The sequence below is a fragment of the Halomonas sp. E19 genome (assembly GCF_052439355.1).
Taxonomy (GTDB): Bacteria; Pseudomonadota; Gammaproteobacteria; order Pseudomonadales; family Halomonadaceae; genus Halomonas.
Map to the genome: position 1 here is coordinate 3,276,156 of NZ_JBNFWU010000001.1, position 14,556 is coordinate 3,290,711.

Genomic DNA, 14,556 nt, shown 5'->3' on the forward strand with positions numbered 1-14,556 from the left:
ATGATTGCACTGCGCCAGGTTGCCCTGCAACGCGGCACCCAGACCCTGCTCGAGGACGCCGAGCTGACCCTGCATGCCGGCCACAAGGCCGGCATCGTCGGTTCCAACGGCGCCGGCAAGTCCAGCCTGTTCGGCCTGCTGCTCGGCCAGTTTGCCCCCGACCGCGGCGAGATCGAGATGAGCGGGGGCAGCGCATCGCCCACATGGCCCAGGAGGTCGACGCGCTGGACCGTGCCATCATCGACTATGTGCTCGACGGCGACCGCGAGCTGCGCCAGACCGAGGCGGACCTGGCAGCGGCTCGCGAGCGCGGCGACGCCCACCGGGAAGCCGAGCTGCATGGCCACATCGAGGCGCTGGATGGCTACAGCGCCCCGGCTCGCGCCGCCCAGCTGCTGATCGGGCTGGGCTTCAGCCAGGCCGATCTGAGCCGCCCGCTGTCGGCCTTCTCCGGCGGCTGGCGCATGCGCGCCAACCTGGCGCGCACCCTATTCATGCCGTCGGATCTGCTGCTGCTCGACGAGCCCACCAACCACCTCGACCTCGACGCCCTGCTGTGGCTCGAGCAGTGGCTGACGCGCTACCCCGGCACGTTGCTGCTGATCTCCCACGACCGCGACTTCCTCGACGCGGTGTGCGACCACATCGTTCACTTCGACCGGCGCCGGCTGGTGCTCTACCGTGGCAACTACTCCATCTTCGAGCGCACCCGTGCCGAGAAACTGGCCCTGCAGCAGGCCGAGGCAGCCAAGCAGCAGGCCCGGCGCGAGGAGATCGAACGCTTCGTGGCGCGCTTCAAGGCCAAGGCGAGCAAGGCGCGCCAGGCCCAGAGCCGCATGAAGATGCTCGAGCGCATGGGCGACATCGCCATGGCCCATGCCGATTCGCCGTTCCACTTCACCATTCCGGCCGCCGACAAGAGCTCCCGGCCGCTGCTGGTGCTGGACCAGGCGCGACTCGGCTACCGCGACGCCGCGGGAGTGGAGAAGGTCCAGCTCGACGAGGTCAAGCTGACCCTGCTGCCGGGGCAGCGCATCGGCCTGCTGGGCCCCAACGGGGCGGGCAAGTCGACCCTGATCAAGACGCTGACCGGCGAGCTGCCGCTGCTGGCGGGCAAGCGAATCCCCGGCGAGCACCTGGCCATCGGCTACTTCGCCCAGCATCAGCTCGAAGGGCTCGACATGAGCGCTACCCCTTCCTGCACGTGCAGCGGCTCTCGCCTACCGCCAGCGACCAGGCGATCCGCACCTTCCTCGGCGGCTTCGGCTTCCAGGGCGACGACGCCTTCGGCGAAGTGGGGCGCTTCTCCGGCGGCGAGAAGGCGCGCCTGGCGCTGGCGCTGGTGGCGTGGCGCAAGCCCAACCTGCTGCTGCTCGACGAGCCTACCAACCACCTCGACCTGGAGATGCGCGAGGCGCTGACCGAGGCGCTGGCCAGCTTCGAGGGCACGGTGATCCTGGTTTCCCACGACCGCCACCTGCTGCGCGCCACCGTCGACGAGTTCTGGAAGGTCGCCGACCATCGCGTCGAGCCCTTCGACGGCGACCTGGAGGACTACCGCGCCTGGCTCAAGGCGCGGCTGGAGGGCGAGCGGCGCGAGGCACGGGCCGACAAGGTCGAGCGTCAGGCGGAGGGTGCTGCGCCCAAGGAGGACCGCAAGGCGAGCCGCCGTGCCGCCGCCGAGCTGCGCGAGAAGCTGCGTCCGCTGAAGAAGGTGCGCGACCGCGCCGAGCAGGCGCTGGAGCAGGCCCAGGCGGAGCTCGCCGCGGTGGAGGAGGCGCTGGGCGAGGCCGAGCTCTACACCGACCCGGCGCGCAAGGCCGAGCTCACCGAGCGGCTGGCCCGCCAGGGCGAGCTCAAGTCACGGCTGGAGACGCTGGAAGCCGAGTGGTTGGCCGCCGAAGAGGCGCTCGAGGCGATGGAAGCGGAGCTGCTCGAAAGCGGGGCCTGACATGCCCGGATCAGCCGCGGAATGCGGCCAGCCTGGTGCCTTCAGCTCTCCAGCAGAAACGTCACCGGCCCGTCGTTGATCAACTCGACCTGCATGTCGGCGGCGAACTCGCCGCTCTCGACCCGGGGCCAGGCCGCCCGGGCGCGGTCGAGCAGGTAGTGGAACAGCCGCTCGCCGTCGGCCGGCGGCGCGGCGCTGGAGAAGCTCGGGCGCAGCCCCTTGCGGGTATCGGCGGCGAGGGTGAACTGCGAGACCAGCAGCAGCCCGCCGTCGACCTGCTGCAGGTCGAGGTTCATCTTGCCCGCCGCGTCGCTGAACACCCGGTAGCGCAGCAGTTTGTGCAGCAGCCGGTCGGCGGCGGCCTCGTCGTCGCCTTTTTCCACCCCCACCAGCGCCAGCAGGCCGTGCTCGATGGCGCCCACCCTGCGCTCATCCACGGTGACACTGGCGCGGCGCACGCGCTGTATCAGGGCCTTCATCCGGCGAGCTTCCTTTCTAACTCAAGTTGGCCGAAAGAGTATCACGCCTGGCAGAGGCTGTTGACACGCCTGGCACTGTCGCTCGTAGCCTCTCTTTCACCAGGCGCGGCACAGCATGATGTCGCAGTGCGGCTCGGCAAGCAGCGCCTCGGTGATGGGGCTGTGGCGCCCCAGCTGGCCGCGGCTGCTCGGTGCCAGCAGGTCGGGCGGCTGGCGCCGCAGGCGAGTCATCAGCACCTCCAGCGGATCGCCGCGCTCCAGCACCAGCTCCACGTCGGGCACGCTGTCGAGCTCGCTCATCAGCTGGTCCGTTTCACGTTCGAGCAGGCAGCGCAGGCGCTCCACTTCGCGGTCGCGCCAGCGCGCGTATTCGCTGTCCGAGCCCAGCTCGCGCTCGCCGGGAATGTCCCAGGCGTGCAGCAGGGTCAGGTGTGCCTCGGGGAAGCGCTTGAGCGCCTCGCGCAGGGTGTGCCGACTGGCCAGCGAGAAGTCCACCGGCACCAGGATCTCCTGCCAGTCGCGGTTGGCCGGCTGGGTCACCGACAGCACCGGGCAGGGCGCGCTGCGCAGCACCGGGCCAGGGTGGTGCCGGCCACCAGGTCGGGCTGGCCGCGCTTGCGGTGGGCACCGAGGATGATCATGTCGACCTGGCGGTCGTGGGCCTCGCGGATGATCTCGGCATAGGGGGCGCCGGCCACCGTCTGCACCAGGGTGCAGGGCTCCGGCTGGGCGTAGTCTTCGCGAATATCCGTCAGGGTCCTGTGCAGGTCGGCCACCACGGCCTCCTCCAGGTCGTGCAGCACCCGGCGGGGCAGATAGGGGTCGAGCACGTGGAGTATGTCGAGACGCGCGCCGCCTTCGTTGGCCAGGCGTATGGCCCGGGCGAAGGCGGCGCGGTTCTCGGCAGAGAGATCGCTGGCGAACAGCAGGGTCTGGGTCATGAGGTCTCTCTCCGTGACAGATGGCCTGACGGGGACAGACTTCAGCATGGGCGTCGCTTGGGTCGGGTGCAAGGGGTGAGGTGCTACCACCACTGATGGAAGTGGTGCACCGGTCCGTGGCCTCGACCCACATCCAGCCGCCTGCTCTCGACCAGCGCTGTTTCCAGCCATTGCTTGGCGGCCGTGACCGCCTCGGGCAAGGCGTCGCCGAGCGCCAGCCGGGCAGCGATGGCCGAGGAGAGCGAGCAGCCGGTGCCGTGGAGATTCGAGGTGGAGATCCGGCTGCCTTCCAGCCAGTGGGTGCCGTTCTCGGTCATCAGCAGGTCGGGGCAGGAAGGGCCGGCCAGGTGCCCGCCCTTGAGCAGCACGGCGCCGGTGCCCAGCGCCGCCAGGCGCGGTGCCAGCTCCGCCATCGCCTGCCGCGAGGTGGGAGCTGCCGCATCCAGCAGCACGGCAGCTTCCGGCAGGTTGGGGGTGATCAGGTCGGCCAGCGGCACCAGCACCTCGCGTACGGCGGCGATGCCAACGCGCTCGACCAGGACGTCACCGCTCTTGGCCACCATTACCGGGTCGAGCACGATCCAGCGCGGTCGCCTGGCCTCCAGGGCGTCGCGAATCGCCTCGGCTACTTCGCGGCTGGCGACCATGCCGATCTTCACCGCATCGATGCTCACGTCGTTGAGCAGGGTGTCGAGCTGCAGCCGGATGAACTCCACCGGTACCGGATGCACGCCGCGCATGCCGCGGGTGTTCTGCGCGGTCAAGGCGGTGACGACGCTGGTACCATAGGCGCCCAGCGCCGAGAAAGTCTTGAGGTCGGCCTGGATGCCGGCACCGCCGCTGGGGTCGGAGCCGGCGATGGTGAGCACGTTGGGAATGGGGCGGTGGTGCGTCATGGCGTCGTCTCGCAAATGGATACCTAGAGGAGGCGCGGATGCTGAGCCTGTTCCTGGTGGCGCTGGTGAGCGCCACCCTGCTGCCGGGGGCTCCGAGGTGTGGCTGGCCAGGCTCTGGTGCCTGGGCGAGCCGGCCTTCATGCTGTGGCTGGTGGCCACCAGTGGCAATACCCTGGGCAGCCTGATCAATGTCTGGATGGGTCGCTATGCGCGGCGTTTCCAGGACCGCCGCTGGTTTCCCGCCTCGCCCCAGGGGCTGGTACGCGCCGAGCGCTGGTACCACCGCTTCGGCGAGTGGAGCCTGCTGCTGTCGTGGGCGCCGGTGATCGGCGACCCGCTCACCGTGCTGGCCGGCGTCTTCCGCTTGCCCTGGTGGCGGGCCATCCTGCTGATCAGCGTGGCCAAGGGGCGCGCTACGCCGTGGTGCTGGTGCTCGCTCAGGCGTGGCTGGCCCCGCTCTGCCAGTAGCCCGCTACAGCACCGAGGGCAGCCAGGTGGCCAGCCCCGGGAACAGGGCCAGTGCCACCAGCATGCCGAGCTGCAGCAGGATGAAGGGCGTCACTCCGCGGTAGATGGCTGAGGTCGGCACCGAGTCCGGGGTAACGCCGCGCAGGTAGAACAGCGCGAAGCCGAACGGCGGGGTCAGGAACGAGGTCTGCAGGTTCACCGCGATCATGATGCCGAGCCAGATCGGGTCGAGCCCCATCATCAGCAGTACCGGGCCGACGATCGGCACCACCACGAAGGTGATCTCGATGAAGTCGAGAATGAAGCCGAGCAGGAAGATCACCAGCATCACCACCAGGGTGGCGCCGAAGACCCCGCCGGGCAGCGCCTCGAACATCGCCTTGACCAGCTCCTCGCCGCCGTAGGCGCGGAACACCAGCGAGAACAGCGCGGCGCCAATCAGGATCAGGAACACCATGCTGGTGACCTTGGCGGTGGTCTGCACCACTTCGCGCAGCATCTCCAGGTTGAGGCGACGATTGAGCAGCGCCAGCAGGAAGGCGCCGGTGGCGCCCACCGCGGAGGCCTCGGTGGGGGTGGCGAAGCCGCCCAGGATCGAGCCGAGTACTGCCACGATCAGCAGCACCGGGGGTATCAGCCCCTTGATCAGCAGCGGCCACAGGCTGCCGGTGTGCCCGAGCTCCTGCTTGAGCGCCTCGCGGTCGGCGGCCGGGGCGCTTTCCGGCTTCAGCCAGGCCATTGCGGTCACGTAGACGATATAGGCCACCACCAGCAGCAGGCCAGGGATCAGGGCGCCGACGAACAGATCGCCCACCGACACCGTCTTCGGGCTCCATACGCCCATGGCCAGCTGCGCCCGCTGGTAGGCGTTGGAGAGCACGTCGCCCAGCAGCACCAGGGCGATGGAGGGCGGAATGATCTGCCCCAGGGTGCCGGTGGCACAGATGGTGCCGGTGGCCAGCGCCGGCGAGTAGCCGCGCTTGAGCATGGTTGGCAGCGACAGCAGGCCCATGGTCACCACGGTGGCGCCGACGATGCCGGTGGACGCGGCCAGCAGCATGCCGACCAGGATCACCGAGATGCCAAGCCCGCCGCGCAAGTTACCGAACAGCATGGCCATGGCGTCAAGCAGGGTTTCTGCCACCCGCGACTTCTCCAGCAGCACCCCCATCAGCACGAACAGCGGCACGGCCAGCAGCGTCTGGTTGGTCATGATGCCGTAGAGGCGGTTGGGCATGGCGCCCATCATGCGTGCCTCGAAGGGCACCGGCACGCCCATCTGCAGCAGCAAGTGGCCGAGGCCGGCGAAGATAAGCGCCGTGCCGGCCAGCGCCAGCGCAACCGGGTAGCCCAGCATCAGCACCACGCAGACGCTGAAGAACAGGAACAGTGGCATGAACTCGAGCAATGCTTCCACGTCACACCACCTCGTCGTGAGCGATAGTATTGCCCGGCGCCTTGCCGCGCAGGATCAGCAGCTGGCGAATCACCTGAGCCACGCCCTGCAGCAGGAGCAGCGCCATCATCACCAGGATCAGTGTCTTGAGCAGGTAGACCCCGGGGATGCCGCCGTCGGGCGAGCGTTCGAGGATCGCCCAACTGCTGCGCACGTAGCCGTAGCTCGACCAGGCGATGAACAGTACCACCGGGAACAGCAGGAACAGGGTGCCCAGCAGGTCGACCCAGGCCCGGCCCTTGGCGGAGAGGCGGCGATAGAAGATGTCGACGCGAACGTGGCCATCGTGACGCAGCGTCCAGGCGGCACCCAGCATGAAGACCATGGCGTGCATGTACATCACCGACTCCTGCATCACGATGCTGTGGATGCTGAAGACGTAGCGCATCACCACGATGGCGAACTGCACTACCATCATGATGACCACCAGCCAGGCGATGGAGCGGCCCACGACCTCGGTAAAGCCGTCAAGCCATGCCAGCAGGACCGGGTCTCGGTTCGCGGTTTGCATGGGTACTGTCCCGTGTCGACACAATTAGGGAACGCATCATCGCCGATTCCATGCCAGGCGTCATCCCCGGGCCGGAGGGAGTGCCCTCAGCGAGTCTGCTGCCTGCGCAGCTCGGCGAGCACCTCGAGGCAGGCGGGCGGCAGCGCCACGTCCACGGCAATCGGCAGGTGATCGGAGAACAGGTGATCGAGCACGCGTACGTCCTGCGCCTCCAGCGAGTCGGAGAGCAGGATGTGGTCCAGCGCGCGGCGCGGCTGCCATGAAGGGTAGCTGAGCAGCGGGCGCACCGGGTGCAGCGGCAGCGAGGCGCAGAAGCGTGAATGCGTGTGCAGCTGATCCGGCGTGCAGTTGAGGTCGCCCATCACCACCACGTGGCGCAGCGGCTGGATGATCTCGCTGAGGTAGTCGAGCTGGCGAACCCGCCCGCGGTGGCTCAGGGCCAGGTGGGCGACGAACAGATGCAGGGCATCGGGGCCTTCGCCGTAGCGGGCGTGGATGGCGCCCCGCCCGGGCAGGGTGCCGGGCAGGCGGTGCTCCTCGATGCCGCTCGGAGCCAGGCGCGAGAGCAGGCCGTTGCTATGCTGGGCAAAGCGGCCCAAGTTGCGGTTGAGCTGCTGGAAATGGTGCGGAAAGCCCCGCGCATCGCCAGGTATTCCACCTGGTTGATGTGGTTGGAGCGAAAGCTGCCGCCGTCCACCTCCTGCAGCCCGACGATGTCGAAGCGCTTGAGCACGTCGCTGACCATGTCCAGGCGGCGCTGGCGGTGCGGGTGCGGCAGCAGGTGCTGCCAGCTGCGGGTCAGGTAGTGATGGTAGGCCGACGTCTGGATGCCCACCTGCATGTTGAAGGTGAGCAGCTTGAGATGGCCGCCCTCGAGGGGCGGCGTCTTGGCATCGGCCAGGTGCGAAAGCTCGAGCTGGGGATCAGTCTTCACGCTCTTGCCGTACGCGTTCGATGAGGGCATCGGCGATCTGCGGCATGTTGGCCAGGCTGCCGGCGCTGCTCGGCGTCACCAGGTAGCGGCCGTCGATGATCAGCGCCGGCACGCCCATCAGGCGCATGGCGCGCATGCGGGCATGGGCCTGGTTGACCTGGGCCTTCACTGCGAAGGCGTCGAGTGCCTGGCGGGCCTCCTCCTCGCTCACGCCGTACTGGCTGAGGAAGCGGGCGATGCCGTCGGTGCTGTTGAGGCGCTGGCCCTCTTCGTGGATGGCAGCAAAGATATCGGCATGGGCCTCCTCGAGAATGCCCAGCGACTCGGCTGCATAGAACATCACCGCATGGGTGTTCCAGTCGCCGCCCATGGTGGCGGGCAGGTGCACCACGCTGACGTCATCGTCAAGGGTCTCGTACCAGGCGGTCACGCTCTCCTGCAGGTTGTAGCAATGCGGGCAGCCGTACCAGAACGCTTCGGTGACCTCGATCTGGCCCTCCTCGACGCGGGTCTCGACGGGCTGCGGCAGTACTTCGTAGTGCTGGCCCTCGACCAGGTTGGCGCTGGCCAGGGTCGACAGGCCTAGGCCCACCACGGCGAGCAGGGCGGATTGAAGCAGGCGGGAGGGGTTGAGCATTGCGGCTGGACTCCTTGAGAAACGGCGCTTGGCGGGCGCGACAAGATCGACATCGAGCCATTGGAGTGCGCGGCGGGGTCTGGTTCCCGACGCGCCGGACCGATATGGCAAGGGCGGCCCTAGGGCCGCCGCTTGTCGGCGGCCGCGGCCGCGCGCTGCGATGGCGGTGGGTCAGTGCAGGCCGTGAATGTAGTTGGCCACGGCGGTCATGTCGGCATCGCTCATCTTGGAGGCGATATCGCCCATCATGTTGTTCGGATCGTTGCTGCGCTCGCCGGAGGCGAAGTCCTGCAGCGTAGCGATGGTGTATTCGGCGAACTGGCCGGAAAGCGCCGGATAGATGGCGGTGTCGATACCCTGGCCGGTGGGCGTGTGGCAGGCCGCGCAGGCGGGAATGCCCTTGGCCATGTCGCCGGCACGGTAGAGTTCCTCGCCGCGGGCCAGCAGCTCCTCGTCGGGGTTGGCCTGGCCGATGTTGGCGTCCTGCTGGGCATAGTAGGCAGCCACGTCCCAGGCGTCCTGGTCGGAGAAGTCGTCGACCTGGCCGGCCATCTCCGGCACCAGCCGGCGGCCATCGCGAATATCCATGATCTGCTTGGCCGTGTAGGACATCTGCTGCCCGGCCAGGTGCGGGAAGGCGGCCATGGAGCTGATGCCGTTCTGGCCATGGCAGGCCGCACAGCTCTGGGCTCTCTCCCGACCAGCGGCAGCGTCTGCGTCCGCTTGCAGGTCAGCGTGGGCGGCGCCGACGGCGCCCATGGTAAATGCCAGGCTTGCCAGTAACTTTCTCATCGCTGTTTCACTATGCCGTTATGTTGTTTACCGGTACGCATCCTGGGTGCCGCCCAGGCCTCGCAGGTTCCAGGCCGGGTCGCCCTGCTGCCCGTAGCGCCGAGGGTCGGTCGCTGCCGGCAGGAGCACGGTGGTACACTAGCGCGCCCAGGTCGCAGACAAAAGACACGGCATTATAACGAAACAAGCCCGCCTCGGGAATGCAGGTCAATAGGTTGGCGACCAGGGCCTTTCGTCTATTGCGAGGGAAAGGATGCCATGGCATCACTCAACTATCAGATCGCACGCTTCCTCACCAGTGCGCCGACGCTGGCCAAGTGCCCGCCGGACGAGGGCGCCGAGGTGGCGTTTGCCGGGCGTTCCAACGCCGGCAAGTCCAGCGCCATCAACACCTTGACCCGGCAGAAGGCGCTGGCGCGTACCTCGCGCACCCCGGGGCGTACCCAGTTGATCAACTTCTTTACGCTGGGTGACGACACCCAGCGGCGCCTGGTCGACCTGCCTGGCTACGGTTACGCCAAGGTGCCCGAGGCGGTGAAGCGCGAATGGCAGCAGCATCTCGCCGACTACCTGCGCGGCCGTCGCTCGCTGCGCGGCCTGGTGCTGGTGATGGACGTGCGCCATCCCCTCACCGAGTTCGACCAGACCCTGCTGGGCTGGGCCGACGACCAGGAGATGCCGGTGCATATCCTGCTGACCAAGTCCGACAAGCTGAAATCCGGCGCGGCCAAGAACGCCCTGCAGCAGGTGCGCAGCCGCCTGCGCGAGTGGGAGGACTTGGTGACGGTGCAGCTGTTCTCGTCGCTCAAGCGCGAGGGCGTCGACGAGGCCTGCGCACGGCTCGACGGCTGGCTGGGCGAGGCTGACCAAGCCCCCTGAGGCTGACCAAGCCCTCCTGGCAAGACTGGCTAAGCGCCCTGGCCGGAGCCGGCTATGCGCCGGCTTCGGCGGGCGGGTGCGGCCGGCCGGTGAGGTGGGTAAGCAGCGTGGGCAGCTCGCGTACGTGGGCCAGATGGTGCACCCGCTGCGGCAAGGGCGGCTCATCGTCGCGGTGGGGCGAGATCCACGCCACCTGCATGCCCAGTCGCAGGGCCGGCTCCACGTCCTCGCGCCAGGAATCTCCCACGTGCAGCGCCTGGGCAGGGCTGGCGCCCAGGCGCCCCAGGGCTGCCAGGAATGGTCGCGGGTCGGGCTTGGGGGCGAGCATCTCGCCGGCGGCAATGGCCACCGGGAAGAAGCGCCCCAGCGCCAGGCGGTGCACGTCGACATTGCCGTTGGTGATGCTCGCCAGCCGATAGCGCTCGGCCAGCGCCGCCAGCAGTGGCTCGACCTCCGGGTGCGGCGCGACCCGATGGCGCAGGGTCATGAAGCGCGCCATGGCCGCGGCCGCCCAGGTCTCGGCCGCGGCCGGGGCGAGCCCGTACTCGCCGAGCATCTCCCGCAGTGCCCTTTCGCGCAGCCAGGTGAAGTCGCCGCGGCGCAGGGGTAGGCGCGCGCCAGCGCCGCCGGCGCAGCTCGAAGGCCTCCAGCGGAAAGCGCTGCCGGAAGCTCGGCGTGGCGGGCTGGCCGCGCATCGTCAGCCAGGCGGCCAGCTCGCGGTCGAGCCAGGCGTAGTGGCCGGTTTCGGTAGCCACCATGACACCGTGGTTGTCCCACAGGGTGTCGTCGAGGTCGAAGGTGATCGCCAGCAGCGGTGTGTTCATGCGTCACCCGGTGTCGATGAATCCTGGCGCCGACGTGCGCGGGGATGGGCGGCGTCGTAGCTCGCTGCCAGGTGCTGCCAGTCGAGCTGGGTATAGACCTGGGTGGTGGACAGGTTGGCGTGCCCCAGCAGCTCCTGTACTGCACGCAGGTCCTGGCTCGATTCCAGCAGGTGGCTGGCGAAGGAGTGGCGCAGGCGATGGGGGTGCAGGTGCTCGGGCAGACCGCGGCGGCGGGCCACCTCGCCAAGCCGCTTCTGGATGGCGCGGTGGCCCAGGCGCCCGCCGCGCTGGCCGACGAACAGCGCAGTTTCGCCGGGAGCGGCCAGCGCCGGCCGGCTTGCGAGCCAGGCGTCCAGCGCCTGCCGGGCGCGATGCCCCACCGGCACCTGGCGCGGCTTGCCGCCCTTGCCCAGCACCCGCACGCGGCGGTTGTCCAGGTCGCCGAGATCAAGCCCGGCCAGCTCCGCCAGGCGCAGCCCGCTGGAGTAGAACAGCTCAAGCATGGCCTGGTCGCGCAGTGCCAGCGGCGTATCGTCATGGGGCGTGTCAAGCAGCCGGGCCAGCTGGTCGACGTCCAGCGGCTTGGGCAGGTGCGAGGGCTGGCGCGGCGTTGGCACCAGTCGCGCGGGATTGTGCGCCAGCTGCCCCTGCGTGACCAGGTGATCGCCCAGGTGCGCTACCGCAGCACGACGCCGGGCCAGGCTGCGTGGCGCCAGTCCGCGGCTGCGCTCGGCGCCGAGGAAACGGCGCAGCAGGGTGGCGTCCAGCGCGGTGGCGTCCGTGACGTCGAGCGCCTCGAGAAAGGCCGCCAGGGCCTCAAGATCGTGCCGATACGCCGCTACGGTGGCCGGGCTGGCGCTGCGCGCCAGCGCGTCGAGGCAGGCGTCGAGCTGGCGGCGCAGCAGCGTGTCAGCCATGGCGCGCGGCAAGGTGGCGCAACAGCAGCCGGGCCAGCACGTCGCCGAGGTACTCGGTGAACAGGGTGTCCATGCTGGCGCGGAAGTGATCGGGGTCGGGGCTGGCCAGCAGCAGGTAGCCCATGGGCTCGCCCATGCTCAGGCGTGCCAAGGCGCAGGAGCCGGCCTGACGCGGCGGGGTGGCGTGGGGCAGCAGGCGCGCCCAATCGGTGGGGGTGAGGCGGGTGCAGCGGCTGGAGCGGCCGTCGAGCAGCGCGGCCAGGCGCACGCCGGCATGGTCATCGAGCACGTGCCGCGGGGGCTGGGGCGGCAACGGCTCTTGGTCGGTGAGAGAGGCTGGGCACCACAGCGCCAGCGCGGGAACCTGGAAGCGTTCGGCCATCTGCGTGGCCAGCGCCTGGCCCAGGGCATCGGCGTCCTCGGCCTCCAGCAGCGCCAGCACCAGCTCGCGGGTGCGACGGAACTGCGCCTCGTTGTGGCGCGCCGATTCGAGCAGTTGCTCCAGGCGCCACTCGGCCTGCTCAGCGCGCCGGCGCAGGTCGTGGACCAGGCGTTCGAGCAGGGAGGTGGTGCCCTGCGCCTCGGGGTGGGGCACCTTGAGCTGCTGCAGCAGCCCTCGCGGCCGACGAAGAAGTCAGGGTGGCGGGCCAGCCATTCGGCGACCCGGTCCGGGTCCAGGGTCTTGCGCGGTTCGGGGGCGGCTCGGGTCATGCAAGGCTCCTTCGTTTGTCGGTGGGCCCGGGGTCAGGTCAGGGCGATGCGCCCCTCGAAGACACGTTCGGCAGGGCCGGTCATGTGCAGTGGGGCGTCGCCACCGGGCCAGTCGATGCGCAGGTCGCCCCCGGCAGGTGCACGGTCACCGGGCTTTCCAGCAGGCCCTGGCGAATGCCGCTGGCCACCGCCGCGCAGGCGCCGGTGCCGCAGGCCAGGGTCTCGCCGCTGCCGCGCTCGAAGACCCGCAGGCGGATCTCGTGGCGCGTCACCACCTGCATGAAGCCGACGTTGACCCGCCGCGGAAAGCGCGGGTGGCGTTCGATCAGCGGGCCGAGGCGCTCGACCGGGGCCGTCTCCACGCTGTCGACGCGCAGCACCGCGTGAGGGTTGCCCATCGAGACGACGCCGATCTCGTACGTCTCGCCGTCGACCTCGAGCGCGTGCAGCGGACGGTCCTCGGTGGCATCGAAGGGCAGGGCGGCGGGGGCGAAGCGCGGGGCGCCCATGTCAACCGTGACCATGCCCTGGTCGTCGATCACCAGGGTCAGCGGGCCGCCGGCGGTCTCCACGCGGATCTCGTTCTTGTGGGTCAGGCGCTGGTCGCGCACGAAGCGGGCGAAGCAGCGCGCGCCGTTACCGCAGTTCTCCACCTCGCTGCCGTCGGCGTTGAAAATCCGGTAGCGGAAGTCCATGTCGGGGCAGCGCGGCGGCTCGACGATCAGCAGCTGGTCGAAGCCCACCCCGAAGCGGCGGTCGGCCAGGCGACGAACCTGGTCCTCGCGCAGGCGGGCGCGCTGGGTGACCAGGTCGATCACCATGAAGTCGTTGCCGAGGCCATGCATCTTGGTGAAGTGCAGCAGCATCAGCGCGCCTCTCCGTCCGTCGCTGCTGCGGTGGGTAGCAGCGACTCGCCGGCCCACAGCGATGCCATGCTCTCGCGCTGGCGCACCACATGGAAGGCGTCGCCGTCGACCATCACTTCGGCGGGCCGCGGCCGGCTGTTGTAGTTCGAGGCCATGACGAAGCCGTAGGCGCCGGCGGAGCGCACCGCCAGCAGGTCGCCCGGCGCGATGGCCAGCTCGCGCTCCTTGCCGAGGAAGTCGCCGGTCTCACACACCGGGCCGACCACGTCGTAGGTGGCGCGCTCGCGCTCGAGGCGGGTATCGACCGGGATGATCGCCTGCCACGCCTGGTAGAGCGCCGGGCGGATCAGGTCGTTCATGCCGGCATCGACGATGGCGAAGTTCTTGGTTTCGCCGGGCTTGAGGAACTCGACCCGGGTCAGCAGCAGGCCGGCATTGGCGGCGATCGAGCGGCCCGGCTCGAACAGCAGGGTCAGACCCTCGCCGTGCTTCCACTGGGCCAGCCGTTCGAGCAGCGAGGCGGCGTAGTCGAACGGCTGGGGCGGGCGCTCGCCGCGGTAGGGCACGCCGAGCCCGCCGCCGAGGTCGAGGTGCTTCACGGTGATACCGCGCTCGCGCAGGCGCTCGAGCAGTACCAGCAGGCGATCCAGGGCGTCGAGGAAGGGGGCGATCTCGGTGAGCTGCGAGCCGATGTGGCAGTCCAGGCCGACGATCTCGATCCCCGGCAGGGTGGCGGCCAGCTCATAGACGTCGACCGCCTCGTCCACCGGGATGCCGAACTTGTTGTCCTTGAGCCCGGTGGAGATGTAGGGGTGGGTGCCGGCGTCGACGTCGGGATTGACCCGCAGCGACACCGGCGCCACCCTGCCCAGCCGCTCGGCCACGGCGGAGAGGCGCTGGAGCTCGGGGCGCGACTCGACGTTGAAGCACTTGATGCCGACCTCGAGGGCACGGGCCATCTCGCTTTCCTGCTTGGCCACTCCGGAGAACACCACCTTGGCCGGGTCGCCGCCGGCGGCCAGCACGCGCTCGAGCTCGCCCAGCGAGACGATGTCGAAGCCGGCGCCCAGGCGCGCCAAGAGGTTCAGCACCGCCAGGTTGGAGTTGGCCTTCACCGCGTAGCAGATCAGGTGGGGGTGGCCGCCCAGGGCTTCGGTGTAGGCGCGGAAGTGACGCGTCAGGGTGGCCCGGGAGTAGACGTAGCAGGGCGTGCCGACCGCGTCGGCCACCTGGGCCAGCGGGACTTCCTCGCCGTAGAGCACGCCGTCGCGATATTCGAAGTGATCCATGTGGG

The 14,556-nt window shown here is 69.4% G+C and carries 10 protein-coding genes and 6 pseudogenes; 3 read left to right on the forward strand and 13 right to left on the reverse strand.

Annotated elements, in window-relative coordinates:
• Nucleotides 1-1,951: pseudogene (locus tag ACUDAL_RS17120) on the forward strand (ATP-binding cassette domain-containing protein).
• A gap of 41 nt (nucleotides 1,952-1,992) precedes the next feature.
• Here ACUDAL_RS17120 and dtd read toward each other — a convergent pair.
• From dtd to thiD, 3 genes and pseudogenes are all read right to left on the reverse strand, one after another.
• Nucleotides 1,993-2,430, reverse strand: coding sequence for a D-aminoacyl-tRNA deacylase (gene dtd, locus ACUDAL_RS17125; protein ID WP_444678978.1), 438 nt, complete (start codon nucleotides 2,428-2,430; stop codon nucleotides 1,993-1,995).
• Between the two features lie 96 nt (nucleotides 2,431-2,526).
• A pseudogene (locus ACUDAL_RS17130) lies at nucleotides 2,527-3,371 on the reverse strand (universal stress protein).
• An 83-nt stretch (nucleotides 3,372-3,454) separates the two neighbouring features.
• Entirely contained in the window at nucleotides 3,455-4,267 is an 813-nt protein-coding gene (thiD, locus tag ACUDAL_RS17135; protein WP_444678979.1) for a bifunctional hydroxymethylpyrimidine kinase/phosphomethylpyrimidine kinase, read from the reverse strand.
• 38 nt (nucleotides 4,268-4,305) lie between these two features.
• Between thiD and ACUDAL_RS17140 the strand changes: the two are divergent.
• Nucleotides 4,306-4,735: pseudogene (locus ACUDAL_RS17140) on the forward strand (YqaA family protein).
• 4 nt (nucleotides 4,736-4,739) lie between these two features.
• On the opposite strand, the gene ACUDAL_RS17145 reads toward ACUDAL_RS17140, so the two are convergent.
• The 5 genes and pseudogenes from ACUDAL_RS17145 to ACUDAL_RS17165 all read right to left on the reverse strand — a co-directional run bounded on the left by ACUDAL_RS17145 (nucleotide 4,740) and on the right by ACUDAL_RS17165 (nucleotide 9,065).
• Nucleotides 4,740-6,143: a TRAP transporter large permease gene (locus ACUDAL_RS17145; RefSeq protein ID WP_444679424.1), complete on the reverse strand. Its 1,404-nt coding sequence runs from the start codon at nucleotides 6,141-6,143 to the stop codon at nucleotides 4,740-4,742.
• 10 nt (nucleotides 6,144-6,153) lie between these two features.
• The gene (locus tag ACUDAL_RS17150; RefSeq protein ID WP_444678980.1) at nucleotides 6,154-6,702 is read right to left on the reverse strand and encodes a TRAP transporter small permease subunit; all 549 of its coding nucleotides are present in this window, start codon (nucleotides 6,700-6,702) and stop codon (nucleotides 6,154-6,156) included.
• 86 nt (nucleotides 6,703-6,788) lie between these two features.
• Nucleotides 6,789-7,543 (reverse strand): annotated as a pseudogene (locus ACUDAL_RS17155) (endonuclease/exonuclease/phosphatase family protein).
• A gap of 82 nt (nucleotides 7,544-7,625) precedes the next feature.
• A complete protein-coding gene (locus ACUDAL_RS17160) occupies nucleotides 7,626-8,273 on the reverse strand; it encodes a thiol:disulfide interchange protein DsbA/DsbL (RefSeq protein WP_444678981.1) in 648 nt (215 codons plus the stop codon).
• Nucleotides 8,274-8,444: 171 nt separating this feature from the next.
• Complete coding sequence (locus tag ACUDAL_RS17165; protein ID WP_444678982.1) at nucleotides 8,445-9,065, reverse strand: c-type cytochrome; 621 nt, start codon at nucleotides 9,063-9,065, stop codon at nucleotides 8,445-8,447.
• A gap of 258 nt (nucleotides 9,066-9,323) precedes the next feature.
• On the opposite strand from ACUDAL_RS17165, the gene yihA reads away from it, so the two are divergent.
• The gene (yihA, locus tag ACUDAL_RS17170; RefSeq protein WP_444678983.1) at nucleotides 9,324-9,944 is read left to right on the forward strand and encodes a ribosome biogenesis GTP-binding protein YihA/YsxC; all 621 of its coding nucleotides are present in this window, start codon (nucleotides 9,324-9,326) and stop codon (nucleotides 9,942-9,944) included.
• A 52-nt stretch (nucleotides 9,945-9,996) separates the two neighbouring features.
• Here yihA and ACUDAL_RS17175 read toward each other — a convergent pair whose 3' ends face one another.
• From ACUDAL_RS17175 to lysA, 5 genes and pseudogenes are all read right to left on the reverse strand, one after another.
• Nucleotides 9,997-10,500 carry an HAD family hydrolase gene (locus tag ACUDAL_RS17175; protein ID WP_444678984.1) on the reverse strand — a complete coding sequence of 168 codons (504 nt, stop codon included), beginning with the start codon at nucleotides 10,498-10,500 and terminating at the stop codon, nucleotides 9,997-9,999.
• Between the two features lie 264 nt (nucleotides 10,501-10,764).
• Nucleotides 10,765-11,685 (reverse strand): tyrosine recombinase XerC, encoded by a 921-nt coding sequence (locus tag ACUDAL_RS17180; RefSeq protein WP_444678985.1) that lies wholly within the window; start codon nucleotides 11,683-11,685, stop codon nucleotides 10,765-10,767.
• Nucleotides 11,678-12,396 (reverse strand): annotated as a pseudogene (locus tag ACUDAL_RS17185) (DUF484 family protein). Before ACUDAL_RS17185 ends, ACUDAL_RS17180 begins: the two are co-directional and overlap by 8 nt.
• Before the next feature lie 33 nt (nucleotides 12,397-12,429).
• Nucleotides 12,430-13,262: pseudogene (gene dapF, locus ACUDAL_RS17190) on the reverse strand (diaminopimelate epimerase).
• Nucleotides 13,262-14,551 (reverse strand): diaminopimelate decarboxylase, encoded by a 1,290-nt coding sequence (gene lysA / locus ACUDAL_RS17195; RefSeq protein WP_444678986.1) that lies wholly within the window; start codon nucleotides 14,549-14,551, stop codon nucleotides 13,262-13,264. The pseudogene dapF and the gene lysA overlap by 1 nt, the downstream one beginning before the upstream one ends.
• Between the last annotated feature and the right edge of the window lie 5 nt (nucleotides 14,552-14,556).

Excerpts from the sequence above, each read along its gene's own strand:
- dtd (WP_444678978.1), bottom strand. The coding sequence starts at position 2,430 with ATGAAGGCCCTGATACAGCGCGTGCGCCGCGCCAGTGTCACCGTGGAT.
- thiD (WP_444678979.1), bottom strand. The coding sequence starts at position 4,267 with ATGACGCACCACCGCCCCATTCCCAACGTGCTCACCATCGCCGGCTCC.
- ACUDAL_RS17150 (WP_444678980.1), bottom strand. The coding sequence starts at position 6,702 with ATGCAAACCGCGAACCGAGACCCGGTCCTGCTGGCATGGCTTGACGGC.
- ACUDAL_RS17160 (WP_444678981.1), bottom strand. The coding sequence starts at position 8,273 with ATGCTCAACCCCTCCCGCCTGCTTCAATCCGCCCTGCTCGCCGTGGTG.
- ACUDAL_RS17165 (WP_444678982.1), bottom strand. The coding sequence starts at position 9,065 with ATGAGAAAGTTACTGGCAAGCCTGGCATTTACCATGGGCGCCGTCGGC.
- yihA (WP_444678983.1), top strand. The coding sequence starts at position 9,324 with ATGGCATCACTCAACTATCAGATCGCACGCTTCCTCACCAGTGCGCCG.
- ACUDAL_RS17175 (WP_444678984.1), bottom strand. The coding sequence starts at position 10,500 with ATGCTCGGCGAGTACGGGCTCGCCCCGGCCGCGGCCGAGACCTGGGCG.
- ACUDAL_RS17180 (WP_444678985.1), bottom strand. The coding sequence starts at position 11,685 with ATGGCTGACACGCTGCTGCGCCGCCAGCTCGACGCCTGCCTCGACGCG.
- lysA (WP_444678986.1), bottom strand. The coding sequence starts at position 14,551 with ATGGATCACTTCGAATATCGCGACGGCGTGCTCTACGGCGAGGAAGTC.